Annotated in this window: 22 protein-coding genes and 1 pseudogene; 15 read left to right on the top strand and 8 right to left on the bottom strand. The window is 71.2% G+C overall.

The features are described 5' to 3' along the window. The first annotated feature begins 54 nt into the window (after positions 1–54). Together ACIA5G_RS05615 and ACIA5G_RS05620 are read left to right on the top strand one after the other, a co-directional pair. Positions 55–1,229: pseudogene (locus tag ACIA5G_RS05615) on the top strand (DUF445 domain-containing protein). Positions 1,230–1,278: 49 nt separating this feature from the next. Then, positions 1,279–2,487: a DUF445 domain-containing protein gene (locus tag ACIA5G_RS05620; protein WP_395921005.1), complete on the top strand. Its 1,209-nt coding sequence runs from the start codon at positions 1,279–1,281 to the stop codon at positions 2,485–2,487. Between the two features lie 277 nt (positions 2,488–2,764). Here the strand turns inward: ACIA5G_RS05620 and ACIA5G_RS05625 are convergent, their stop codons facing one another. From ACIA5G_RS05625 to ACIA5G_RS05635, 3 genes are read right to left on the bottom strand one after another with little or no spacing between them, the layout of a single operon-like run. Next, positions 2,765–3,646, bottom strand: coding sequence for a metal ABC transporter permease (locus ACIA5G_RS05625; protein WP_395921006.1), 882 nt, complete (start codon positions 3,644–3,646; stop codon positions 2,765–2,767). Positions 3,647–3,649: 3 nt separating this feature from the next. Then, entirely contained in the window at positions 3,650–4,513 is an 864-nt protein-coding gene (locus tag ACIA5G_RS05630; protein ID WP_395921007.1) for a metal ABC transporter ATP-binding protein, read from the bottom strand. Positions 4,514–4,515: 2 nt separating this feature from the next. Next, positions 4,516–5,430, bottom strand: a complete 915-nt coding sequence (locus tag ACIA5G_RS05635) for a metal ABC transporter solute-binding protein, Zn/Mn family (RefSeq protein ID WP_395921008.1) — start codon at positions 5,428–5,430, stop codon at positions 4,516–4,518. A 186-nt stretch (positions 5,431–5,616) separates the two neighbouring features. Between ACIA5G_RS05635 and ACIA5G_RS05640 the strand changes: the two genes are divergently transcribed. The 5 genes from ACIA5G_RS05640 (at position 5,617) to ACIA5G_RS05660 (ending at position 10,252) form a co-directional block, all read left to right on the top strand. Further along, on the top strand, positions 5,617–6,717 hold the full coding sequence (locus tag ACIA5G_RS05640; RefSeq protein WP_395921009.1) for a LacI family DNA-binding transcriptional regulator: 1,101 nt from the start codon (positions 5,617–5,619) through the stop codon (positions 6,715–6,717). A 109-nt stretch (positions 6,718–6,826) separates the two neighbouring features. After that, entirely contained in the window at positions 6,827–7,318 is a 492-nt protein-coding gene (locus ACIA5G_RS05645; protein ID WP_395921010.1) for a beta-class carbonic anhydrase, read from the top strand. 40 nt (positions 7,319–7,358) lie between these two features. Next, positions 7,359–8,318 (top strand): glycosyltransferase, encoded by a 960-nt coding sequence (locus tag ACIA5G_RS05650; protein WP_395921011.1) that lies wholly within the window; start codon positions 7,359–7,361, stop codon positions 8,316–8,318. 9 nt (positions 8,319–8,327) lie between these two features. Next, on the top strand, positions 8,328–9,203 hold the full coding sequence (locus tag ACIA5G_RS05655) for an A/G-specific adenine glycosylase (RefSeq protein ID WP_395921012.1): 876 nt from the start codon (positions 8,328–8,330) through the stop codon (positions 9,201–9,203). An 89-nt stretch (positions 9,204–9,292) separates the two neighbouring features. Continuing rightward, on the top strand, positions 9,293–10,252 hold the full coding sequence (locus ACIA5G_RS05660) for an N-acetylmuramoyl-L-alanine amidase (protein ID WP_395921013.1): 960 nt from the start codon (positions 9,293–9,295) through the stop codon (positions 10,250–10,252). Here ACIA5G_RS05660 and ACIA5G_RS05665 read toward each other — a convergent pair. Further along, a complete protein-coding gene (locus tag ACIA5G_RS05665) occupies positions 10,249–10,995 on the bottom strand; it encodes an alpha/beta fold hydrolase (protein WP_395921014.1) in 747 nt (248 codons plus the stop codon). The two genes, ACIA5G_RS05660 and ACIA5G_RS05665, sit on opposite strands and share 4 nt — an antisense overlap. A gap of 75 nt (positions 10,996–11,070) precedes the next feature. Here ACIA5G_RS05665 and ACIA5G_RS05670 point away from each other — a divergent pair, with 75 nt between their 5' ends. Continuing rightward, on the top strand, positions 11,071–12,477 hold the full coding sequence (locus ACIA5G_RS05670; protein WP_395921015.1) for a M1 family metallopeptidase: 1,407 nt from the start codon (positions 11,071–11,073) through the stop codon (positions 12,475–12,477). Here the strand turns inward: ACIA5G_RS05670 and ACIA5G_RS05675 are convergent. Further along, positions 12,463–13,851: an AAA family ATPase gene (locus tag ACIA5G_RS05675; RefSeq protein ID WP_395921016.1), complete on the bottom strand. Its 1,389-nt coding sequence runs from the start codon at positions 13,849–13,851 to the stop codon at positions 12,463–12,465. The genes ACIA5G_RS05670 and ACIA5G_RS05675 overlap by 15 nt on opposite strands. Before the next feature lie 50 nt (positions 13,852–13,901). Between ACIA5G_RS05675 and ACIA5G_RS05680 the strand changes: the two genes are divergently transcribed. After that, a complete protein-coding gene (locus ACIA5G_RS05680; protein WP_395921017.1) occupies positions 13,902–14,213 on the top strand; it encodes an antibiotic biosynthesis monooxygenase family protein in 312 nt (103 codons plus the stop codon). Continuing rightward, positions 14,206–15,018, top strand: a complete 813-nt coding sequence (locus ACIA5G_RS05685; protein WP_395921018.1) for an SIR2 family NAD-dependent protein deacylase — start codon at positions 14,206–14,208, stop codon at positions 15,016–15,018. The genes ACIA5G_RS05680 and ACIA5G_RS05685 overlap by 8 nt, the downstream gene beginning before the upstream one ends. 7 nt (positions 15,019–15,025) lie before the next feature. Here ACIA5G_RS05685 and ACIA5G_RS05690 read toward each other — a convergent pair whose 3' ends face one another. Next, positions 15,026–15,985: an endonuclease/exonuclease/phosphatase family protein gene (locus ACIA5G_RS05690; RefSeq protein ID WP_395921019.1), complete on the bottom strand. Its 960-nt coding sequence runs from the start codon at positions 15,983–15,985 to the stop codon at positions 15,026–15,028. A 162-nt stretch (positions 15,986–16,147) separates the two neighbouring features. Here ACIA5G_RS05690 and ACIA5G_RS05695 point away from each other — a divergent pair, with 162 nt between their 5' ends. Together ACIA5G_RS05695 and ACIA5G_RS05700 are read left to right on the top strand one after the other, a co-directional pair. Beyond that, the gene (locus ACIA5G_RS05695; RefSeq protein WP_395921020.1) at positions 16,148–17,128 is read left to right on the top strand and encodes an ATP-binding cassette domain-containing protein; all 981 of its coding nucleotides are present in this window, start codon (positions 16,148–16,150) and stop codon (positions 17,126–17,128) included. Continuing rightward, the gene (locus tag ACIA5G_RS05700; protein ID WP_395921021.1) at positions 17,125–17,931 is read left to right on the top strand and encodes an ABC transporter permease; all 807 of its coding nucleotides are present in this window, start codon (positions 17,125–17,127) and stop codon (positions 17,929–17,931) included. Before ACIA5G_RS05695 ends, ACIA5G_RS05700 begins: the two co-directional genes overlap by 4 nt. Positions 17,932–18,004: 73 nt before the next feature. Here ACIA5G_RS05700 and ACIA5G_RS05705 read toward each other — a convergent pair whose 3' ends face one another. Further along, entirely contained in the window at positions 18,005–21,181 is a 3,177-nt protein-coding gene (locus ACIA5G_RS05705; RefSeq protein ID WP_395921022.1) for a BTAD domain-containing putative transcriptional regulator, read from the bottom strand. Between the two features lie 165 nt (positions 21,182–21,346). Between ACIA5G_RS05705 and ACIA5G_RS05710 the strand changes: the two genes are divergently transcribed. Both ACIA5G_RS05710 and pcp read left to right on the top strand, forming a co-directional pair. After that, entirely contained in the window at positions 21,347–22,786 is a 1,440-nt protein-coding gene (locus ACIA5G_RS05710; RefSeq protein ID WP_395921023.1) for a M1 family metallopeptidase, read from the top strand. 70 nt (positions 22,787–22,856) lie between these two features. Beyond that, a complete protein-coding gene (pcp, locus tag ACIA5G_RS05715; RefSeq protein WP_395921024.1) occupies positions 22,857–23,498 on the top strand; it encodes a pyroglutamyl-peptidase I in 642 nt (213 codons plus the stop codon). On the opposite strand, the gene ACIA5G_RS05720 is transcribed toward pcp, so the two are convergent. Beyond that, the gene (locus tag ACIA5G_RS05720) at positions 23,495–24,151 is read right to left on the bottom strand and encodes a hypothetical protein (RefSeq protein ID WP_395921025.1); all 657 of its coding nucleotides are present in this window, start codon (positions 24,149–24,151) and stop codon (positions 23,495–23,497) included. The two genes, pcp and ACIA5G_RS05720, sit on opposite strands and share 4 nt — an antisense overlap. Positions 24,152–24,314: 163 nt before the next feature. Between ACIA5G_RS05720 and ACIA5G_RS05725 the strand changes: the two genes are divergently transcribed. After that, entirely contained in the window at positions 24,315–24,698 is a 384-nt protein-coding gene (locus ACIA5G_RS05725; RefSeq protein ID WP_395921026.1) for a hypothetical protein, read from the top strand. Positions 24,699–24,701: the final 3 nt, after the last annotated feature.

Consider the following 24,701-nt stretch of genomic DNA (forward strand, 5'->3'; position numbering starts at 1 on the left):
GGCCGATAGCGTGCGGACGTGGATTTCAGCTCGCACTGGCAGGTGTACGTCACCATGCCGTTCATCGCGGCGCTGATCGGGTACGTCACCAAGCGCGTCGCCATCGAGATGATGTTCCGGCCGCTGGAGTTCACCGGGATCAAGCCGTTCCTCGGCTGGCAGGGTGTGCTGCCGGCGAACGCCGAGCGGATGGCGGCGACCGCCACCGAGATGCTGACCACCAACCTCGTCGATCCGAAGGAGATCTTCTCCCGGCTCGACCCGGCGCAGGTCGCGAAGGAGATCGAGCAGCCGCTGCTGCGGGTCGTCGAGGACGTCACCCGCGAGGTGATGGAGACCTACCAGCCGCGGCTGTGGGAGGTGCTGCCGAACACCGCGCAGCTGCTGCTCCTCAAGCGCGTGCAGGCCGAAGCGCCGAAGGCGATCACCAAGATCATGCGGGAGATCGCCGACAACATCGAGGACGTCCTCGACCTCAAGCACATGGTCGTGACGAACCTGGTCCGCGACAAGGTGCTGCTCAACCGGCTCATCCGGGACATCTCACGGCCCGAGATGCGGTTCATCGCCCGCTCCGGGATCTGGTTCGGGTTCATCCTCGGCTGTGTCCAGCTGGTGGTGTGGGCGCTGACGCAGTCGCCGATCGTGCTGCCGCTGTTCGGCCTCGGCATCGGCTGGTTCACCGACTGGCTGGCCCTCAAGATGATCTTCCTGCCGCGCGAGCCACGCCGGTTCTTCGGCCTCTACACCTGGCAGGGCATCTTCCAGAAGCGCCGTGACCAGGTGGCCGCCGACTACGGCGACATGATCGCGCGCGAGATCATCACCATCCCCAACCTGCTGGAAGCGGTGCTGCGCGGGCCGAAGTCCGACCGGCTGTTCACGATGATCACGCGTGAGGTGCAGAAGACGATCGACGCGCAGGCGAGCGTCGTCAAGCCGTTCGTCGCCATCGCCGTCGGAACGAAGAAGTTCCAGGAGATGAAGCAGACGGCGGCCACGAAGGCCGCGGAGCGCGTCCCGGAGACGATCCGGTACGCCGAGAACTACGCGATCAACGCCCTCGACGTGCGCAACACGATCGTCGACCGGATGAAGAAGCTGAGCGCGCTGGAGTTCGAGCAGCTGCTGCGGCCGGCGTTCCGGCAGGACGAGTGGAAGCTGATCGCCGTCGGCGCGGTGATCGGCGGCTGGTCGGGGAACTGCAGGTGCTCGCGCTGCTCGGATAGCCGGTACGGTTTCGCTCTCGGCAGTGAGTTCGGCAGTGAGGAGGTCGGATTGGACGCTGTCCTGCACGACCTCGCGCTGCACTGGCCGCTGTACGCGGCGATGCCGTTCATCGCGGCGCTGATCGGGTACGTCACCAAGCGCGTCGCAATCGAGATGATGTTCCGGCCGCTCGACTTCGTCGGGATCAAGCCGGTCTTCGGCTGGCAGGGCGTCGTCCCGAAGCACGGCGGCCGGATGGCGGCGGTCGCCACCGAGCTGCTGACGGCGAACCTGCTCGACCTGAAAGAGGTCTTCGGGCGGATCGACCCGGTGATCATCACGAACGAGCTGGAGCAGCCGCTGCTGCGCGCGGTCGACCACATCGCGCGCGAAGTGCTCGCCGAGCACCACCCGCGGTTGTGGGAAGTGATGCCGACGCTGGCGCAGGAAATGCTGATCAAGCAGGTCCAGGCGTCGGCGCCGAGGCTGGTGCAGGAGTTCCTCGAAGACGTCCGCGAGAACCTCGACGAGGTCCTCGACGTCCAGCACATGACGGTCCAGCGGCTGACTCGCGACCGCGCGCTGCTGGTGCGCCTGATCCGCGAGACGTCCCGGCCGGAGATGGCGTTCATCGCACGGATGGGCATCTACTTCGGCTTCGGGCTCGGGCTGGTGCAGACGATCGTGTGGGCGTTCACGCGCGAGCCGCTGGTGCTGCCGATCTTCGGCGGGGTCATCGGGCTGTTCACCGACTGGCTGGCGATCAAGCTGATCTTCGTCCCCCGCGAGCCGGTGCGCGTCGGCCGCGTGATCCTCCAGGGCAAGTTCCAGCGCCGCCGCGCCGAGGTCGCGCGGCAGTACGGCGAGCTGATCGCGACCGAGGTCCTGACGGTCCAGAACCTGCTGGACGCGGTGTTGCGCGGTCCCCGCGCCGACCGGCTGGCGGCGCTGGTGGAGCAGATGGTGTCGTCCGCGGTGGACGACCGGATGCCCCTGGCGTGGACGGTCGGCGGCACGCGGCTGCGCGAGATGAAGCACGCGGCGGCGCGGAAGGCGTTGGAGCAGCTGCCGGACACGGCTCGGTACGCCGAGGGCTACCTGACCGAGGCGATGGACGTCGCGAAGGTGATCGAGCAGCGCATGCTGGCTCTCACGCCCGTCGAGTTCGAAGGGCTGCTGCGGCCGGCTTTCCGGCAGGACGAGTGGAAGCTGATCGCGGTCGGCGGGGTGATCGGGTTCCTGGTCGGGGAGCTGCAGGTCCTGCTGATGCTGGGCTGACGAGCGCCCCAAGGCGGCCTTGGTTGCGTCTCACGCACCGAAGGCCGCCTTGGTTGCGTGTGACGCACCGAAGGCGGCCTTGGGGCGCTTGGGTCAGGCCGCCGGCGTCGTTTCGCGCCGTGGGTGAGCGACGGGTTCCGAACCCGCCACCTCATCGCGGCCGAGACAGGGGCCCGGCGAAGTCGGTTCACTGACGCACCCGGCCGAAGTCGGGCGGTGGAACTGCGACGTCGAAAGTCGCGCGGAAAACCGGAGTCGAGTGAAAGAACTGCCGAAGTCAGGCCGCCGCGACCAGGTCCGGGGCCGGGTCCACCGCGCGGACCCGGGTCCGGCGGTCGCGCTGCCAGGCGATCAGGCGGCAGACCACGTAGATCAAGAACGAAATCGCCGTCACGAACGCGCTCACCGGCAGCCCCGGCGCCAGCGACAGCACGATCCCGCCGATGGCCGACACCTCGGCGAACACGATCGACAGCACCGTCGCCTTCCACGGCGAAGCGGTCACCCGAGCGGCAGCCGCCGCGGGTGTCACCATCAACGCCACCACCAGCAGCGACCCGACCACCTTCACGCTCAGCGCCGTCGAAATACCCACCAGCAGCGCAAAAACCACGGTCAACGTCTTGACCGGGACCCCGCGCGCCACCGCCACGTTCCGGTCCACCGAAGCGAACAGCAGCGGCCGGTACACCAGCGCCAGCACGACCAGCACCACCGCCGACGACACCACGAACAACGTCAGGTTCGTCGAGTCGATGGTGATGATCTGGCCGGTGAGGATCCCGAACTTGTTCCCGGACCGTCCTTTGTAGAACGACAGGAACAGCACACCCATGCCGAGGCCGAAGGACAGGATCACGCCGATCACGGAGTCGCGGTCGGCGTCACGCGCGCCGAGGATGCCCAGCAGCAGCGCCGCCACCACCGCGCCGATCAGCGCGCCGTACTCGACGCCGATGCCCAGCAGCAGCGCCGCCGCGCCGCCGGTGAACGCCAGCTCCGACGTGCCGTGCACCGCGAACGACATGCGGCGCATCACGATCAGCGGCCCGAGCACGCCGGCCACCAGGCCGAGGATCAGCGCCGCCAGCAACGCCGTCTGGACACCCTCGAGCTCGGTGATCAGCTCCCAGGTCTTGCCGAAGTCGAACAGATCCAAGACTCAGCCCACTTGCTCTTCGACGTCGTGTTCGTGGTGGTGCGGCTCGTCCTCGCACAACGCGCTCTGCGCGCCCGCGATGTGGATCTGCCCGCCCACCTTGAGGACCTCGACGCGGGTGCCGTACAGCTCCGACAGCGTCTCGGTGTTCATGACCTCGTCCGGCTTGCCGATCCGGAACGAGCCGTTGACCAGGTACAGCACCCGGTCGACGAACGGCAGCACCGGGTTGATCTCGTGCGTCACGAACAGCACTGCGGTGCCGGCCGCGCGCCGCCGGGAGTCGATCAGCTCGCTGATCGCGCGCTGGTGCGCGAGGTCCAGGGACAGCAACGGCTCGTCGCAGAGCAGCACCTCGGGGTCGCCGACCAGGGCCTGCGCCACCCGCAGCCGCTGCTGCTCACCGCCGGACAACCGCCCGACGGGCTGCTTCGCATAGCGCGTCGCCCCCACCGCTTCGATGGCTTCGGAAACCCGGCGGCGTCGCGCGGACATGCCGAACAGGCCCGGCCCCCAGCGGTGCCCGTCGAGCCCCAGCCCGACCAGGTCGACACCGCGCAGCGTGAGCGACTCGTCGATCGCGCGCTGCTGCGGGATGTACCCGACCTTGCGGTTCGCGCCGCCCGGGCGCCCGCCCGCGATCTCGACCGTGCCCGCCGACAGGCCCTGCATGCCGAGCAGCGCCTTGAGCAGGCTGCTCTTGCCGGACCCGTTCGGGCCGAGCACGGTGAGGAACTCCCCCTGCTCGACGACGAGGTCCAGCCCCGACCAGAGGGTGCGGGGACCGAAGGCGAGGCCCGCCCCGCGGACCCGGACCGCGGGGCGCACGTCGTCGGAGACGGAGACGGAGACGGAGACGGGAGGCATGGCTACTTCAACGCTCCAGCCAGCGCGTCGACTTCCCCGGTCATCCAGCCAATGTAGTCCGTCACACCCTGGGGCAGCGTTTCGGTCACGTCCACGACGCCGATCCCGGCGGCCTTCGCCTGGCCGACGACGTCCTGGGTCAGCGGCGTGACCGTCTGCGCGTTGTTGATCAGCGCCTTGACCTGCTTGGTGCTGATGAGCTGCTTGTACTCGTTCACCGCGCCGGCCGGGACGTCGGTGTCGTTCTCCACCGCGTCCGAAAACGCCTTGGGTGTCGCATCCGTCAGCTTCGCGCTCTGGAGCAGGTAGTGCGCGACCGGCTCGGTGACGACGACCTTCGTGCCCGGGTGGGTCGTGCCGAGCTCGCCGAGCCGCTTCTCCAGGGCGTCGACCTTCGCCTTGAACGCGGTCGCGTTGTCGGTGAACTGCTGCTTCGACGCCGGCTGCAGCTCGCCGAGCTGCGCGGCGAGCTGGTCGGCCACCTTGTCGACGCCGGGCAGGTCGTACCAGACGTGCTCGTTTTCGTCGCCGGTCGCGGCGATGTCGTAGGCGACGAGCTTCTTCGCGTCGCCGGCCTGGCCGGTGAGCTTGTCGAAGAACTCGTCGTAACCGCCGCCGTTGGACAGCAGCAGCTGCGCGTCCTTCGCCGCGAGCGCGTCGTCCGCGGTGGTCTCGTACGAGTGCGGGTCGGCCGACGGGTCGTGGATGATCGACTTGACCTCGACCTTTTCCCCGCCGACGGCGCTGACGACGCTGCCCCAGACGTCGGTCGAGGCGACCACCTTGATCTTGCCGTCGCCGCCGGACTGGCCACCGCCGTCGGCGCCGGACGTCCCGCCCCCGGAGCACGCGGCCAGCGCGAAGACGGACAGGGCCGAAGCGGCGGCGAGCACGCTCCTGGTGCGGCGGGAACTCATCGAGACTCTCCTGAACGACACTGAGACGCTAATGGAAACCGTTGTCAGATTCACCTTACCCCATCCGGATGACTTCCTGGCCATCCGATCCCGGTTTGGTGTATGCGTCTTCGTGCATGCGGATCGAGACATCGACCACGCGGGGTGTCTCTTCATGAATTCGATCTGAACCGTTACGGTTTGCTGATGGGACGTCCTATTCGCACCCGGAGGCAGGCGACGCTGGCGTCGCTCGCGGCGGAGCTCGGTGTGTCCAGGACCACGGTGTCCAACGCCTACAACCGGCCGGACCAGCTGTCCCCGGAACTGCGCCGCCGGGTCCTCGAGACCGCGCGCCGCCTCGGTTACCCCGGTCCCGACCCGGTCGCCCGCTCCCTGCGCACCCGCAAAGCCGGCGCGGTCGGGCTGCTGCTCACCGAAAACCTCTCCTACGCCTTCCGCGACCCCGCCGCCGTCGGCGTGCTCGAAGGACTGGCCCTGGCCTGCGAAGACGCCGGGGTCGGCCTGCACCTGGTGCCGGCCAGCCCGGGCCGGGAGGACGTCGCCGCGGTGCACCGCGCGGGCGTCGACGGTTTTGTCGTCTACTCCGTGCCGGACGACGACCCGCACCTGGCCGCCGTGCTCGAGCGGCCCGTTCCGACCGTGATCATCGACCAGCCGAGCATCGAGGGCATCGACCGCGTCGGCCCGGACGACGCCGCGGCCGTCGGCAAGATCGCCGAGCACCTCGTGTCGCTGGGCCACCGGCAGGTCGGCGTCATCTGCATGCGGCTGGCCCGCGAGCGCAACGACGACTTCGTCTCCCCGGCGCGCCAGAGCGGCGCGCACTTCCACGTCCAGCGCACCCGGCTCGAGGCGCTGGCCGTGGCGTTCTCGGCGGCCGGCGTCGACTGGGCGGGCGTCCCGGTGGTCGAGCGCTTCGACCACACGGTGGACGACGGCGCGTCCGCCGCCCGGCAGCTGCTCGACGCGTATCCGCAGATCACGGCCGTGATCTGCACCTCGGACATCCTCGCGCTCGGCGCCATGGCCGAGGCCGAGCGACGCGGGCTGCGGGTGCCGCAGGACCTCACCGTCACCGGCTTCGACGGCATCGCCGAGGCCGAGCGGATCGGCCTCACCACGGTCCACCAGCCGGTGCTCGAAAAGGGCAAGACGGCCGGACGGCTGCTGCTCAGCTCGGGTGAGCGGAGCGCGCCGAAGGTGATCACGCTGCCGACGGAGCTGCGCATCGGCCGGACGTCGGCACCGCCTCGGACCGTCGAGGAGCCCTGGTTCGGGGGCTGAACACTGGCTTTTGCGTGACTTTGCTCGTATCTCGTTGCTCGTTCGAGCACCGGCCGGTCCAATGGAGGAGCACGCCCGCGCCGCGGGGCCACTGGCCGGAAGGTGACCGATGACCTCGATCGACGTACTGCTCAAGCGCAACCAGGAGCTCGGCGAAATCACGCCCGGCGACCGGTCGACGCCGAAGCCGTCCCTCCAGGTGGCCATCCTGACCTGCATGGACGCCCGCATCCGGGTGTTCGAGCTGTTTGGCCTGCTGCAGGGCGAGTCGCACGTCCTGCGCAACGCGGGCGGCGTGGTGACCGACGACATGATCCGCTCGCTGGCCCTGTCGCAGCGGAAGCTCGGCACCCGCGAGGTCCTGATCGTCCAGCACACCGAATGCGGCCTCTCGATGGTCACCGAGGACGACTTCAAGGACGAGCTCGAGAGCGACACCGGACTGCGCCCGACCTGGGCGGTCGAGGCGTTCCGCAACGTCGAGAACAGCGTCCGGACGTCGGTGGAGCGGGTGCGCCGCAGCGACTTCCTGCCGCACACCGGCAACGTCCGCGGGTTCGTCTACGACGTGAAGACCGGGAAGCTCACCGAGGTCGAGTAGCCTGCCATCCAGATGTCCACAACATCTGGATGGGGAACTCATGCGTGTCCTCTTCGCCGGGCTCGCGTCGGCCGGCCACACCTACCCGATGGTCCCGCTCGCGGTCGCGGCGCGCGACGCCGGGCACGAGGTGCACTTCGCCGCGGGTGAGCACGTCCACGCGCCGTTGTCACGGCTGGGACTGCGACCCTTCCGGCCCGCGGACGCGTTCTACGAGATCTACGCCGAGGACCTCGAGCCGGAGCTGACGCGGCTGCGACCCGACCTCGTCGTGCACGGGTGGGGCGTTCCGGAGGCGGCCATCGCCGCACGCCGGGCCGGGATCCCCGCGCTCTGGCACGGCTTCGGCCGGATGTTCCCCGAAGGGATCGGGCTCGATCGCCCGGCCGGTGGTGCGCACCTCGACATCTGCCCGCCGTCGGTGCAGGACGAGCCGTTCCTCACGACCGCGGAGCGGCTCCCCCTGCGTCCGGTGCCGTACTCCGAGCCGGGCCACTTCGAGTGGCCGTCGCGGCCGCTGATCTACCTGACGCTCGGCACCGCGTTCGGCACGCCGGAGGTGCTCACCACGGCGATCCGGGGCCTTTCGGCGCTCGACGCGCACGTCGTGGTCGCCACCGGCCGAGTCCGGCCGGCGGACCTGGGCAGCGTGCCGGGTAACGTCACCCTGCACAGCTGGGTGCCTCAGGCGCAATTGGTGCCGCGGGTCAGCGCGGTGGTGCACCACGGCGGCAGCGGCACCACCCTCGGCGCGCTCGCCGCCGGTGTCCCGCAGCTGGTCCTGCCCCAGGGCGCCGACCAGTTCGCCAACGCCGACGCGCTCGTCGCCGCGGGTGCCGCGCTGCGCCTCCTCCCGGACGAGCTGAGCGCGGACGCCGTCACCGAGCAGGCCCGGAAGCTGCCGGCCCACCGCGAAGCGGCCCGCGCGATCGCCGAGGAGATCGCCGGGCTGCCGTCCCCGGACGAGGTCGCCCGCGAGCTGCCGAAGTACGCGAAGTAGCCTCCCGGCGTGGCTGTGGACGCTGATGTGCTGCTCGACTGGTTCTCCGCGCACGGCCGGGACCTGCCCTGGCGCGAGCCCGGCTGCTCCGCGTGGGGTGTGCTGGTCAGCGAAATCATGCTGCAGCAGACGCCGGTGGCCCGCGTGCAGCCGATCTGGCACGAGTGGATGGCGCGGTGGCCGGTGCCGTCGGCGCTGGCCGCGTCGGCGCCGGGTGAGGTCGTGCGGGCCTGGGGCAAGCTCGGCTATCCGCGCCGCGCGTTGCGGCTCCACGAGGCCGCCGGGGTGATCGCGGCCGAGCACGGCGACGTCGTTCCGTCCGATGTGGACACTCTGCTCGCGCTGCCCGGGATCGGCGCGTACACCGCGCGTGCCGTCGCCGCGTTCGCCTACGGGCGGCGCGCACCGGTGGTGGACACGAACGTGCGGCGGGTCGTCGCGCGGGCGGTGCACGGCGCCGGCGACGCCGGGCCCGCGTCGAACACCCGCGACATGAACGACGTCGAGGCGCTGCTGCCGGCCGAGGACGCACCGGCCGCCCGGTTTTCCGCCGCGATCATGGAACTCGGCGCGTTGATCTGCACCGCGCGCTCGCCGCGCTGCGCCGACTGCCCGGTGTACGACGAGTGCGCGTGGCAGCTCGCCGGCCGGCCGGAGTACGCCGGCCCGGCCAAACCGGTGCAGAAGTTCGCAGGCACCGACCGGCAGGTGCGCGGGCTGCTGCTCGACGTCCTGCGCGGCTCCGAGGGACCGGTCGAAAAAGCCCGCCTCGACCTGGTCTGGCACGACGGCGGCCAGCGTGATCGCTGCCTGGACTCCCTGCTGGTCGACGGCCTGCTGGAGCAGACCCGCGACGGCCTCTTCGCACTCCCAGGTGAACACTAACGCGCTACGACAAAAGTTGGTCAATAGTTGTCATCGGCGCGGTGCGGAGTTACCTTCTCCTGGTTGCATTCCGGCGAAGGAGATTCGCAATGGCGGACTTTGACCGCCGTTCCCTGCTCAAGGCGGGGCTCACGGCGACCGCGGTCGGAACACTGGGGCTGACTGGGGTTCGAACGGCGGCAGCGGCAGCGGTGCCGACGCCGACCATCCACGGCACCGCGGAGTGGAACGCGCGGCCGGCGTCGGGCGCCATCGTGGTCGAGAACCACAAGCCGACGTACATCGTCGTGCACCACACCGTGGAGCCGGGGAACGTCACCGACTACTCACTGGCCCACGCGCTCCAGATCTCGCGGGACATCCAGAACTTCCACATGGACACGCGTGGCTGGATCGACACCGGCCAGCAGTTCACGAACAGCCGCGGCGGCCACATCACCGAGGGCAGGCACCGCAGCCTCGAAATCCTGCGCGGCGGCACCCAGCACGTGCAGGGCGCCAACGTCGGCAACCACAACAGCGAGTGCATCGGCATCGAGAACGAAGGCCTGTACAGCACGGTCGACGTCACGCAGGCGCTGTGGGACTCGCTCGTCTCGCTGGTCGCCTACATCGCGAACCAGTACTCGATCACACCCGAGTTCATCAAGGGCCACCGCGACTTCAACTCGACGGAGTGCTGCGGCCAGGTGCTTTACGACCGGCTGCCTGAGCTGCGGACGGCGGTGGGCCGCGTCCTCGGCGTCTCGGTCGCGCGCAGCGAAGCCGAGTGGCCGCTGCTGAAGCCGGGCGCCACGGGCAAGCAGGTCCAGCTGGCGCAGCAGTTCCTGCGCGCCCGCGGCGCGGACGTGCCGACCGACGGCGTCTTCGGAAAGTCCACAAAGGACGCCGTGGCGGCGTTGTCGGCCCAGGCCGGGCTGCCCCGCGACACCTGCACCGCGGCGAAGGCGGCCGACGAAACCGGCTTCCTCGGCGCGGACGTCTGGCCCCTGATCGTCCCGGCCGACCGCTCCACGGCAGCCTGGCGGGCCGACCTGTCCCGGGCCTAGCGGTTCAGGACCTGACTCAGGAAGGCCTCGACGGCACCTCGGTAGGTCTCCGGGGCTTCGTCGTGGGGCAGGTGTGCCGTACCCGGCACGACCAGGTGTTTTGCGCCCGGGACCCGCTCGGCGACCGCCGCCTGCTGGCCCGGCGGCATGGCCGTGTGCTCACCCTCGACCAGCAGCAGCGGGCACCGGATTCCGTCCACGATGGACCAGTAGTCGACGCGGCCCCACTCGGCGGCGATGACGTACAGGTCCTCCAGGTCCGCGACCAGGTGAAACCCGTCGGAACGCTCCTCGAAGCAGTCCGCGAAGTACTCACCCGCGTCGCCGAAGAACTCGCGGACGTGGTCGAGCGACTTGAACGGCACCGGCCAGCTCTCGAAGTACCCGCGCCAGGTCTCGACGGTCCGGCCGCGCTGGTCCGGCGCGAAGTCCTCGGACACCACCGCGCGCACCAGCTCCGGGTACCGCGCCGCGGTCGCCCACGCGTGCAGGCCGCCCATCGAGTGGCCGATCAGCACCGCCGGGCCCGCGTCGAGGGTGCGCAGCGCGTCGGCGACGTCGTCGGCGAAGCGCTCGGTCGTCCACGGCCCGACCCGCGGCGCGCTGCCGTGGCCGCGCGCGTCGAGGCCGTACACCGCGCCGTAGGGCCGGAGCCACTCCGCGACCCGCCGCCACGTCCGCGCCCGGCCCATCAGGCCGTGGAGCAGGACGACCGGCACACCGCTGCCGCCGAAACAGAGCACGCGGCCACCTAACCACAAACCGCCTGGTGCGGAACGTGACCGAGTGATCGCTGTGGATGACCTAGGCTGGGCCGTATGCGCCGCCGACTCGCCGCCCTCGCCGTCTGCGCCGCGGTGATCTTCGCCGCGGCCTGCAGCGGTGACGCCCTGCCGGCGCCGCCACCGCCCCCGCCCATGCACCCGATGCCGGGCGCGTCCGGCGCCGGTGATCCGTATTACCCGGACGACGGCAACGGCGGTTACGACGCCCTCGGCTACCAGGTCGACGCGACCTACGACCCGCCGAGCGGCCACCTCGACGGCGACACGACCGTCACCGCGAAGGCCACCCAGGACCTCAGCCGGTTCGACCTCGACCTGCGCGGACTGGACGTGCACAGCGTCGAGGTCGACGGAAAGCCGGCCAAGTTCACCCGCGAGAAGGCCTTCGAGCTGGTCGTCACGCCGCCGTCGCCGATCCGCGCCGGGACGACGTTCCGCACCCGCGTCCGCTACGGCGGCGACCCGGCGAAGACGTCGCACGGCGGCGGCAGCGAGAACGGCTGGCAGCACTCGGCCGACGGCGGCGCGTTCATGGTCGGCGAGCCGCACTCGGCGGCGTTCTGGTACCCGGTGAACGAGACCCCGCGCGACAAGGCCACCTTCACGCTCACCGCGCACGTCCCCGCGGGGTGGACGGTGATCTCGAACGGCCGCGAGGGGCCGCCGGGCACGTGGACCGAGCCGAACCCGGTGGCGAGCTACCTGACGACGATCGCGATCGGCAAGTTCAGCGTCGACAGGTCGACGTTGCCGGACGGGACACCGGTCGTCTCGGCGTACGCGCCGGGCGCCGAGGCCCGCCGCGCGACCGGGAGCCGGCTGCCCGAGGTGCTCGGCTTCCTGAGCGGCAAGTTCGGGCCGTACCCGCAGTCCGCGGCCGGCGGGATCTACCTGGACGAGGACATCCACTTCTCGCTCGAGACGCAGACCCGGCCGACGTACGCGAAGTGGGCCGAGCTGGCCACGCTGGTGCACGAGAGCGCCCACCAGTGGTTCGGCGACTCGGTGTCGCTGAAGGACTGGTCGGACATCTGCCTGAACGAGTGCTTCGCGTCGTACGCGCAGTGGCTGTGGGCCGAGCGCGAAGGCCAGAACCTGGACGACCGCTACCGCGCGGCGATCGACATCACCCGCGGCAGCACCGACTTCTGGTCGCAGAAGCTGGTCGGCATGGGCCAGGGCCACGAGTTCGAAGGTGTCTACAACAAGGGCATCCTGGCGCTGCACGCCCTGCGGCGCGAGATCGGCGACCCGGCGTTCAACCGCCTCCTGCACGACTGGCCGTCCCGCTTCCGCCACGGCAACGCGACCTGGGCCGACTTCGAGACGATGGCGACGCAGGTCAGCGGCCGCAACCTGCACGAGTTCTTCGACGTCTGGTTCCGCGGCACGAAGCTCCCCGCGGACGCCGACCTCTTCCCCGGCTCACTGCGCAGCTGAGCTGCCGAGCAACGATCGCGTCAACGCACTGTGCGCGTCCTGCATCTCCCGCAGCGCCGTGGACAGCTCCTCGTCACCCACGACGACGTCGTCGTCCGGACGCAGGGCCAGCGCCCGCAGCGACGCCCGCCGCAGCAGCTCCTTCGCGAACGACGCCGTGACGCCTTCGGTCGCCTCGATGATCGGGCCGAGGTCCGCCGTCAGCTTCAGGCCCCGCGAGTACAGGCGAAGCAGCGCCTCGCGGCCGGCCGCGTCCGGCAGCGGGATTTCGACGGCGAGGTCGACGCGGCCCGGGCGGTCCGCGAGGGCCTTCTCCAGCTCACCGGCCCGGTTGGTGGTGAGCAGGAACGTCACGTCGGCGTCGCCGCCCACGCCGTCCATCGCGTCGAGCAGCGTGAACAGCAGCGGCTGGACCATCGGCCCGTAACTGCGGTCCTGCGCGATCAGGTCGACGTCCTCCAGCACGACGACGCTCGGCTGCAGCCGCCGCGCCAGCTCCGCCGCCTTGCCCACGAACCGCATCGCCGCGCCGGTCAGGATGACCACCGTGGTGGTGGGCAGGCGGCTCATCAGGTACCGGACGGTGTGCGTCTTGCCGGTGCCGGGCGGGCCGTGCAGCAGCAGCCCGCGTTTGAGGTGCTGCCCCGCGGCCAGCAGCCGCTCGCCGTGTGCCGCGATGCCGACCGTGTGCCGCTCGATCGCGGCGAGCACACCGTCGGGCAGGACGACCTCCTCACCGGTGAGCGTCGGGCGCGGGAGGAACGTGAGCAGCTCGTTGCCGCGGTGCTCGCTGGTCCCGAAGGCCAGCACCTGCCCGCGGAGGAGGTCGTGCTCGGCCATCAGGCGCTCGACGCGGTCGCGCACCTGGGTGGCGGTCACCCGCGACGTCGAGAGGACCTCCAGCCGGCACTGCTCGAGCCCCCACTGCGGCGTCGCGCCGCGGATGGCGACCAGCACCGGCTCGCCACCCGGCGCGCTCGTGCCGACCAGCCCCAGCTGGACGGCTTCGGTCGCGTCGTCCGGGCCGATCGCCGTGGTCGTGTAGTCGACCGAGCCGAGCTCGTACATCCCCTGCGTGCGCGCGATGGCGAGCATCCCGATCAGGTCCTCGTGCGTGCGCTGACCGCCGGCGATGCCGAACCAGTCCACGGCCTTGCCGTGTTCGGCGAGGTAGGCCTCGACCCCGCGCTGGATGTTCGCGTGCTCCCACATCGGCCAGTTGCGGGTGACGACCACGACCTCCGGCAGCGGCGCCCCGAGGTGCCCGGTCACCTTCTCGATGAGTTCACTGCCCCGGCCGGAACCGACTTCGTCAGCGGCTGCGTGAACGATCCGGGCGAGGTCGGCCGCGAGGTCGCGCTCTGTGCTCCCCATACTCACCACAGTGGCACGGATCACACCCGGCAGCCAACTACGCTGGGGTCATGAGTGTCGTGAAGATCAACGCGATCGAGGTCCCCGAAGGCGCCGGCCCCGAGCTGGAGAAGCGATTCGCGGCGCGGCTGCACGCCGTCGACCAGCAGCCGGGTTTCCTCGGGTTCGAGCTGCTGCGCCCGGTCTCCGGCGAGACGCGCTACTTCGTGTACACGAAGTGGGAAACCGAAGAGGCGTACCAGGCCTGGGCGACGGGCGGCCCGGCCGCGGCGGCGCACTCCGGCGAGCGGGCCAAGCCCGTGTCGACCGGGGCGAACCTCCTGGAGTTCGAGGTCGTCCTCGGCTCGCAGCCGGGTGAGTGAGCTCACCAGGGCCGCGGAGCTCCTGGCCGGCGCCAGCGCACTCCTGATCTGCGCCGGCGCCGGCATGGGTGTCGACTCGGGGCTGCCGGACTTCCGCGGCGGTGAAGGGTTCTGGCGCGCGTACCCGCCGTACGCCCGGCTCGGGCTGCAGTTCGAGGAGCTCGCCGACCCGCGCCACTTCGCCGACGACCCCGAGCTGGCGTGGGGTTTTTACGGCCACCGGCTCGACCTGTACCGGAAAACGGTGCCGCACGAGGGTTTCCGGATCCTGCTCTCCCTCGGTGCCCGCCTGCCCGGCGGCACCGGCGTGTTCACGTCCAATGTGGACGGTCAGTTCCAGGAGGCAGGCTTCGGGCTGGTCTCCGAGGTGCACGGCTCGATCCACCACCTGCAGTGCCTCGCCGGCTGCACCCGCAAAATCTGGCCGGCTTCCGGAGTCGACGTTCTGCTCGACCCCGAAACGATGCGCGCGGTGCCACCGCTGCCGTCGTGCCCCCGCTGCGGCGGCCTGGCCCGCCCCAACATCCTGATGTTCGGCGACGACGCGTGGGTCCCGGACCGCGGCCAGGCCCAGCTCCACGAGCTGACGGCCTGGCGACGCACGGCACGCGACCTCGTGGTGGTGGAACTGGGCGCGGGCCAGGCGATCCCGACGGTCCGGCGGTACGCGGAACTGGCCAGCGCGGCCACCGGCGCGCTGATCCGGATCAACCCGCGGGAGCCGGAGATCCGCCACAACCGAGGTGTGTCGATCGCGGCCGGCGCTCTGGAGACGCTCACTGCGCTGTCGTCGGCCGTGCGCTGAAACGGCGTCACGGCAGGCGGACTTCGGCGAACACCGCCCGGTGATCACTGCCCGCGACGTCGAACACCCGGTAGTCCAGCACCGCCGCCCGGCTGTCCACGACCACGTGGTCGATCGTCACCACCGGCGTCGAGGACGGCCACGTGGGCGCCAGCCCCGAGCCACGCTCCTCCGCCGCGTCGTTGTAACCGCGGGCCAGGACCGTCCTGAACGCCGCGTGGTCCAGCGTCGCGTTGAAGTCGCCGGCCAGGATGCGCAGGCCGTGCTCGCCCGCCGGGCGGGAGAGGTCCTTCATCTCGCGCTCCCACTGCGGGGTGTCGACGTCCGGGGAGATCGGGTGGACGGCGACGATCTCGGCCACCACGCCGTCGCCGAGGTCGGCCTCGGCGCCCGGCTGCTTGGCCGCCGAATCACCGGTCAGGTTGACCTCCTTGAGCGGGAAGCGCGACACGATCCCCGAGCCGAACGCGCCGGGCGCCGGGTGCAGGACCCGGTACGGCAGCGTCTCGAACAGCCCGGCCGCGGTCAGCCCGTCGACCACCCGCGGGGTCATCTCGACCAGGTTCAGCACGTCGATCCGCTGCGACCGCACCAGGTCGACCACGGCCTTCGGGTCCGCCTGGCCGTAGAGCAGGTTGGACGCGAGCACGCGCAGCGTCTTGCCGCCCACTTCGCGCTGCTCGCTCGCCGACACCCGCGGCACCACGAGGACGGCCAGCACGATCGCCAGCACCAGCGCGATCCCGCCGACCCACCAGCGCCGCAACGCCAGCGCCAGGCCGCCGAGCACCAGACCGGCGGCCGCCACGTACGGCGTCAGCGCCAGCGCCACGAGGGTGTGCCAGTCACCGTCGAAGCCGACCACACGCAGCGCCGCCAGGGCCGCCAACGGCACGAGCGGCACCACCAGCAGGGCTGTGACCAGCGGATTCTTCCGCCGGGACCGCGTCTCTTCCGCAACGACCATGGTGCCGAGTATGCCCAGACCGGCGCCGGACGGGGTGGCCGCCGACAGCACCTCCACAAGATCTCCACCAGTGGCTGCCAGCCGCTGCCAGCGCGCTGTGCGCGGCCTGTCAGGTCCGGAGCCCACAGTGGTCCCCAAGCGCGACAGTGAAGGAGGACGCCCATGTCGCACGCGATCCAGGCTGAAGGCCTGGTAAAGCACTTCGGAGACACCAAGGCGCTGGACGGGGTGGACCTCGAGGTCCCGTTCGGCCAGGTCGTCGGGGTACTCGGACCGAACGGCGCGGGTAAGACCACCGCCGTCCGGATCCTGGCCACCCTGATGAAACCGGACGCCGGGAGAGCCACCGTCGGCGGTTTCGACGTGGTCACCGACCCGGTCCGGGTCCGCAGCCTGATCGGCCTCACCGGCCAGTACGCGTCGGTCGACGAGGACCTCAACGGCATCGAGAACCTGATGCTCATCGGCCGGCTCTACGGCCTGCCCCGCGCCCAGGCCCGGTCGCGGGCCACCGAGCTGATCGACCGGTTCGAGCTGACGGCCGCGGCCAAACGCCCGATCCGGACGTACTCGGGCGGCATGCGGCGCCGGATCGACCTGGCCGCCAGCCTCGTCGGCGGCCCCGAGGTCCTCTACCTCGACGAGCCGACCACCGGGCTCGACCCGCACGCCCGCAACGAGGTCTGGGAGGTCGTCCGCGGCCTCGTCGCCGAGGGCGCGACGGTGCTGCTGACCACGCAGTACCTCGAAGAGGCCGACCAACTGGCCGACAAGATCACCGTGTTCGACCACGGCCGGGTCGTCGCCGACGGCCGGGCCGACGAGCTCAAGCGCCGGGTCGGCGGGCAGACGCTGCAGGTGCGGCCGACGCAGCTGTCCGACATGGACGCCGTCACCCGGATCCTCGGTGACCTCACCGGCGTCCGGCCCAGCCGGGACAACGCCACCGGCCTGCTCACCGCGCCGGTCAACGACCCGGTGCTGCTGTCCACCCTGGTCCGCAAGCTCGACGAGGCCGGGATCACCGCGGACGAGCTGGCGCTGCGGCTGCCCAGCCTCGACGAGGTGTTCCTCGCCCTGACCGGGCACGCCGCCGAAGAGTCCAAGAAGGACACCCGCGACCTCGAAGGGAGCCTGGCATGACAACGCTGGCCCTCGACCGCCCGGCCCCGCCGCGGCACATCAGCCCCGCCAAGGGTTTCCAGCACGCGCTTTCGCTGGCCTGGCGCGGCATCCTGAAGATCCGCAAGAACCCGGAGCAGCTGGCCGACGTCACGCTGATGCCGATCATCTTCCTGGTCATGTTCGTCTACCTGTTCGGCGGCGCGCTGTCCGGGTCGACCGACGCGTACCTGCAGATGGTCGTGCCGGGCATCATCGTGATGAACATCCTGCAGGCCTGCCTCACGGTCGGCACGAACCTCAACACCGACATCACCAAGGGGGTGTTCGACCGGTTCCGCAGCATGCCGATCGCCCGGTCGGCACCGCTGATCGGCGCGGTGCTCGCGGACATCGTGCGGTACGTGGTCTGCCTGGTCGTGCTGATGGTCGTCGCGACGATCATGGGCTACCGGATCGCGACCAGCCCCGGCGAGTTCGCCGTGGCGATCCTGCTGGCGCTGGCGTTCGGCCTGTGCTTCTGCTGGGGTTCGGTGTTCGTCGGCATGCTGATGAAGTCGCCGGGTTCGGCGCAGGCGCTGATGTTCGTCTTCATCATGCCGCTGACGTTCGGCAGCAACGTCTTCGTCAGCACGGCCACGATGCCGGGCTGGCTGCGGGCGTGGGCCGACATCAGCCCGGTCAGCCTGATGGCGAACGCGCTGCGCGGCCTGATGAACGGCGGCGCCGTCGCCGGTCCGCTGGCCGGGGCGCTGGCCTGGATGGCCGGTGCGGTGATCGTGTTCTTCCCGCTGGCCACCTGGGCCTACCGCCGGCGGGTCTGAGGGCGCGCGTGCACGGGGGTGACCGCGCCACGAGGCCGTGAGTGGTGGTCAGGGTTCCGGCCCTGACCACCACTCACGGCTTTTCCGCGTCCAGCTCGGCCAGCAGCCAAGCAAGCGTGTCCTTTTTGGACATCGCGCGGGCCAGTTCGTACCGCTCTTCGTAGTCCGGCAGCGCCTCGCTCAGTTCGGCGCGGAGGTCGCGGAGCTCGGGGCTGCCGAGGTCGAGCCGGCCGCGGACGACCGCGGACGCGGCGAGCACCCGGACCGCCACCTCGGGCCTGCCCTGCGCCGCGCGGATCAGCGCCAGCAGCTCGACCGCGCCGGCCAGGTCCGGCATGTCGCCGCGGCGGTAGGTCAACCGGATCGCCGTGGTGGCGAAGGGTTCCGCCTCGTCGGGACGGCCGGCGGCGAGGCTCAGCCGCGCCTCGGCCGCGCCCACCCACTCCTCGCCCATCCCGCCGGGGAGCGCCGCTTCCCGCGCCAGTGCCCGGACACGATCCAGCTGCACCCGCGCGGCGGCCAGGTCGCCCGTGCGCACCAGCAGCTCCAGCCGGCCGAACACCAGGAAGATCCGCTGCTGCGGGTTCGTGATGCTCGCGCCGTAGCGCTCGGCGGCCTCCTGGTCGCGCCAGGCACCCTCGATGTCCCCGGCGCGGGCCCGCTCCACGGCCAGCCGCCACCAGTGCTGCACGGAGTCCTCGTGCGACCGCAGCTCCATCGACATCGCCAGGCCCTGCTGGTAGGTCTCGATGGCCTTCGCGCTCTCGCCCGCCTGCGAAAACGCGTACGCCTTGAAGCTCAGCGTCATCGCGATGCCCCAGCGGTCGCCGACCTCCAGGAATCCGGCGTGCGCCAGGTCGCGCGCCCGGTCCGCGCCTTCGACGTCCCCCTCGTCGTCGAGCAGGAAGCTCTCCACCCAGTGCCCGCCGGCGCGGGTCCACGCGTCCGCGCTCGCCTCCGCCCGCCGCACCTCGCGGAGCGCGACGTCGCGGGCGCCGCCGAGGAACGCGAGCATCGGCAGGGCCACCGAGAGCCCGGCGTAGCGGTCCATCGCGCCGGTGCGGACACACGCGTCGACCACCGGCAGGATGTCCGAGTCCTCCATGCGCATCGGGACCATGTCCATCAGGTACAGGATCGCCTGGTAGGCCGCGGCGACCACGGGAGGCAGCCGGTCGCCGAACGCGAGCGTCTCGTGGAGCAGCCCGCCGACCCGGCCGCCCTGGCCGAGGATGGTGAGGTACCAGAACATCCCGTCGAGCAGGCCGATCGCGTTGTCCACATCGGACATTTCGAGGGCGCCGCGCAGCGCCGTGATCATGTTGGCGCTCTCGGCTTCGAACCGGTCGATCGCCGGCAGCTGCTCGCGGGTGCGCAACACCGGCTCCAGCCGGGCCGCCAGCTCGGCGTAGTACGCCGCCATCGCGCGGCGCGTCGAGTCGAGCTCGCCCGACTCCGCCAGGCGTTCGGTCGCGTAGGCCCGCAGCGTCTCCAGCATCCGGTAGCGCGGCTCGCCGGCCGCGGTGTCCACGACGTCCACGATGGACTTTTCGACCAGGCTGCCGAGCACGTACGGCACGTCGGCGGCGGGCAGCAGTTCGTCCGCGCAGACGGCTTCGACCGCTTCCGGTTCGGCTCCGCCGGTGAACACCGAGAGCCGCCGGGCGAGCACCAGCTCGGCCTCGCTCAGCAGGTCCCAGCTCCACTCGACGACCGCGCGCAGCGTCCGTTGCCGCGGCAACGCCGTGCGGCTGCCCGAAGTCAGCAGCCGGAACCGGTCGCCGAGCCGGCCGGCGATCTGGGCCACGGTCATCGACCGCAGGCGTGCCGCGGCCAGCTCCAGGGCCAGCGGCATCCCGTCGAGCCGGCGGCAGATCTCCCCCACGGCGTCCACAGTGGACTCGTCAAGCACGAAGTCGGGCCGGACCGCGGCCGCCCGGTCCAGGAACAGCCGGGTCGAGTCGAGCTCGGCGGCCTCCGCGGGGGCGGCGCGTTCCGCGGGCACCGGCAGCGGGCCGAGCGGGCAGAGCGCCTCACCGGTGATCGCCAGCGGCTCACGGCTCGTCGCCAGGATCCGCAGCCGCGGCGCCCGGTGCAGCAGCTCGTCGGCCAGCCGCGCGGCGGCGTCGACCACGTGCTCGCAGTTGTCCAGCACCAGCAGCGCTTCCGCGCCACCGAGCACCTCGAGGGCCTGCTCCAGAGGGTCCACCGGCCAGCGGCGGACCTCGGTGTCGGTGCTGCGGATGTCACGGACCTCCAGCGCGCCCAGCAGCGCGCCGGGGACGTCTTCGGGGTCGCGGATGCCGGCCAGCGCGGCGAACCAGACGCGGCCCTGCTGGTGCGCCGGGTGCCGCGACGCCGCTTCGGTGGACAGCCGGGTCTTGCCCGCGCCGCCCGGCCCGGTCAGTGTGACCAGCCGGGCCCCGCCGAGCAGCTCGGCCAGCAGCTTCAGCTCGTCGTCGCGGCCGACGAACGTGGTCAGCCGGGTCGGCAGCCGGTCGGCCACCGGGGACGGCGGCGCGAACTCGCCGCGCAGTGCGGCGACGTGGATCTCCTGCAGCTCGGCCGACGGGTCGACCCCGAGCTGGTCGGCCAGCGTGCGGCGGAGCCCGGCGTAGACGGCCAGCGCCTCCGACTGCCGCCCGGCCGCGCAGAGCGCGCGGATCCGCAGCCCGGCGAGCCGCTCGCGCAGCGGATCCGCGTCACCCGCCTCGGCCAGGTCGGCCAGGACCGCCGCGTGCTCACCCAGCCGGATCAGCGCGTCGAACCGGTCTTCGGCCGCCTCGGCCCGCAGGTCGGTGAGCCGGCGGGCGGGCGCCTGGGCGAACGGCGCGTCGAGGACGTCGGCGAGCGCGGCGCCCTGCCACAGCGAGAGGGCCTCGGAGAGCAGCTCGGCCGCGTGGGCGTCCCGGCCCGCGGCCAGCTCACGGCGACCGTCGGCGGCGAGCCGTTCGAACCGCTCGGCGTCGACGTCGGCGGGTGCCAGCGCGAGCCGGTAACCGCCCGGCCCGGATTCGACCGCCACCGGCAGCGCCTTGCGCAGCCGCGAGACCAGCGACTGCAGGGCGTTCGCGGCGTCGGCCGGCGGCCCGGCGCCCCAGAGCCCGTCGACGAGCGTTTCGGCCGGGACCGCGCGCCCGGCGTCCAGCGCGAGCCTGGCCAGGAGCATGCGGAGGCGGGCGCCGCCGATGTCGATCGGGGTGCCGTCGTCCTCCGCCGCACGCAGCGGGCCCAGCAGCGCAACGCGCATGCGCACCAGCTTTCCAGACTGTCTCTGAGAGCCGGGGCGGAACCGCCTCGCCGGGCCGACGGAAGTGGTGATTATCCGGACAAATACGACGTCACCCGGTGAATCATGCGGCGCTGGGGATACGTTGCGGGCGAGATCCACCACCGGATCGGACAGGGAGCGTTCATGAGGGGACAGAAACCGGTCGTCCTGGCGGCCGCCGTCGTCACCAGCCTCTGCCTCGGCGCCGGCGTGGCCGCGGCCGGCAACGACGGCTGGAGCGCGCCGAAGCCCGGCAGCGACGGGGCCGGCGACAGCTACTACCCGCAGGACGGCAACGGCGGTTACGACGTCGCCGACTACAACCTGAAGGTCGGCTACGACCCCGCGTCACACCAGCTGACCGGCGCGCAGGACATCACCGCACGCGCGACGCAGGCGCTCAGCTCGTTCAACCTGGACCTGCACGGCCTGACCGTCGACTCGGTGCAGGTCGACGGCCGCGGCGCGAAGTTCAGCCGCACCGGGGACCACGAGCTCGTGATCACGCCGTCGCGGCCGCTGCGGCGCGGCGAGCGCTTCGAGGCCAAGATCGCCTACCACGGTGTGCCCGCGGCCATCCAGGACCCGGCGCTGGGCGCCAACGGCTGGCAGTTCGCCCAGGCGGGCGGCGCGTTCGCCGCCGGTGAGCCGAAGTCGGCCACCACCTGGTACCCGGTCAACGACACCCCGCGTGACAAGGCCACGTTCCACCTCGCGATCACCGTGCCCGACGAGTGGGGCGTGATCGCCAACGGCCGCGAGAAGCCGTCCCACAAAGCGCCGGGCGGTGGCACCACGCACGTCTGGGCCGAGGAAACGCCGATCGTGCCCTACATGACGACGGTCGCGATCGACAAGTGGACCTTCGACCGCCAGAAGCGGGCCGACGGGACGCCGATCGTCAGCGCGTTCGCCCCCGGCGTGCCCGACTCGACGAAGCAGGCCGAGGCGCGGCTGCCGGAGGTCCTCGACTTCCTCGAGTCGAAGTTCGGCAAGTACCCGATCGACGCGGCGGGCGGCATCTTCCTCAACGAGGAGATCGGCTTCTCGCTCGAGACGATGAGCCGGCCGATCTACTCCGCGGGCTGGGCCGGCAACCTGCCGACGATCGTCCACGAGAACGCCCACCAGTGGTACGGCGACTCGGTGGCGGTCGACCACTGGCGCGACGTCTGCCTCAACGAGTGCTTCGCGTCCTACGCGACGTGGCTCTGGGACGAGGCGAAGGAAGGCGTCGACCTGAACAAGCAGTACGCGGACGACGTCAAGAAGGCGTCGACGGCGTTCTGGAACGGCAAGCTCTACGACATGGGCGCCGGCCGGGAGTTCACGTCCGTGTACTCGAAGGGCCCGATGATGCTGCACGCGCTGCGCAGCTACGTCGGGCAGGCCGCGTTCGACCGGGTGCTGAAGACCTGGCCGTCGCTGCACCGCGACGGCAACGCGAGCATGCAGGACTTCCAGCACTACACCGAGCTCGTCGCGCACAAGAACCTCAAGGGCTTCTTCGACGCGTGGGTGTACGGCGCCGGCAAGCCCGCCGACCAGTACCTGTTCCCGGGCGGTCTCAAGCCCGCCGCCTGAGTGGTCGCTCAAGTGCCGTCAAGGCCACCTGACGCCCGTAAGGTGGCCTTGACGGCATTCGGAGGTGGGGATGGCCAAGGTGCTGATGACGGGGTTCGCGCCGTTCGGCGGGGAGTCCGTGAATCCGTCGTGGCAGGCGGTTTCGCTGCTCGGCGCGCGGCGCGAAGACGTTGCCGCGGTCGAGCTGCCGTGCGAGTTTTCGGCGTCCCTGCCCGCTTTGCGGCGCGCGGTTGAAGAGCACGGGCCTTCGCTCGTCGTGTGTGTCGGGCAGGCGGGCGGCCGCCTGGACGTGACGCCCGAGCGTGTCGCGATCAACCTGGTCGACGCCCGCATCCCGGACAACGCGGGCGCGCAGCCGGTCGACGTCCCGGTGGTGGACGGCGGCCCGGCCGCGTACTTCACGACGTTGCCGGTGAAGGCGTGCGTGGCGGCGATCCGCGCGGCGGGCGTCCCGGCGTCCGTGTCCCACACCGCCGGAACATACGTGTGCAACCAGGTCTTCTACGGCCTGATGCACCTGCTGGCCACCGAGTTCCCGGACGTGCGCGGTGGTTTTGTGCACGTCCCGTTCAGCCCCGAGCAGGTCGCGGCGGCCGGCAAGGCAGCGCCTTCGCTGGGTGTCGACCGCATCGCCGACGCGCTGGAAGTCCTGGTGGACACGGCTTTGAAGACCACCGAGGACCTCGCCGTCAGCGCGGGCGCGGAGCACTAACCGCCGCGGCCGGTGAGCTCCACGAAGGCCGCCGGACCCGGGACGTTGTGGTGGACCGTCAGGTCCGCGACGCGGTCGCCGCTCCAGGTCGGCGTGAAGCTCACGACCAGCGTGCACCGGCGGCCCGGGACCACGTCGAGGCCGACACACGCGCTCGCGTCCACCACGAAGTCCGTGCTGTCCAGCTCGGTTCCGCCGACCCGCAGCGCACTCGCGCCGACACTGCGGACCGCCACCGTGCAGGTCGTCGTCGTGTGCACCGGTGTGGTGCCGCAGTCGACCGACGCCGGGACGAGCACCTCGGGGGTTTCGGCCGGGCCCCCCGGGAACGTCGACGGGCCGCCGCGCACGAGGTCGAGCACCGTCACGCCGGTCACCGTCAGCACCAGCGCGCCTGCGGCCAGCACCACGATCGCGATCGCCTTGACCCCGCGGGCCATGCCGTCCTTGGCGGTCAGCCCACCGGCCGCCAGCACCGTGGTCACCAGCGTCGAAATCAGCGTCGCGGTCGGGCCGGCGCCGATCGCGGCCGGGACGAGCGTGCCGAGCAGGGACGCGGCGACCGTGACGCCGAATCCCGTCCAGGAGAAGCGTTTCGCCTCGCGCAGCTGGCGGCGCACGGTCCGTGCGCGGGGCTTCGTGGTGGTGCTCATGCAGGTAAGAGCGCCGGCCCGGCCGGACAGGTACGACATTCCCCCGTTCGGCGGTACGGCAGCGCTCTCGTGATCTGGGGCACACCGCTCCTCAATTCACCCTGTCGGGCGATCGAACGGTGTTTACATGTCGGGAACGCGCAGCCCGACCAAGAGGTGAGTGATGATCGGATTCGAGACCGACCTGCAGGACCTGCGGGACTCGGCCGGAGCCCTCCAGGACGCCGCCGGCGCCGCGGAAACGGCGTCGAACGGCCTGCGTGGCACCGATGTCCCGGTCTCCGCCGACGGCGGCAGCGGGATCTTCGGCGGGCTCGGCAGCATGTTCCCGGTGGACAACGCGTTCGGCCGCTCGCTCGGCATGCCGGCCGTCGCGACGGCCTACAACGACCACCTGGCGAAGATCCAGAAGCTGGTCGCGCAGCTGCACGAGACGACCGCCGACACCAGTCACGCCCTGATGCGGGTCGCGGAGCTGTACGAAAAGGCCGACGCGGACTCGAAGCAGCACGTCAACCGCGCGGCCGCCGGCCTGGAAGGGAACTGACGA

The organism is Amycolatopsis sp. NPDC051758, assembly GCF_044453095.1.
Taxonomy (GTDB): Bacteria; Actinomycetota; Actinomycetes; order Mycobacteriales; family Pseudonocardiaceae; genus Amycolatopsis.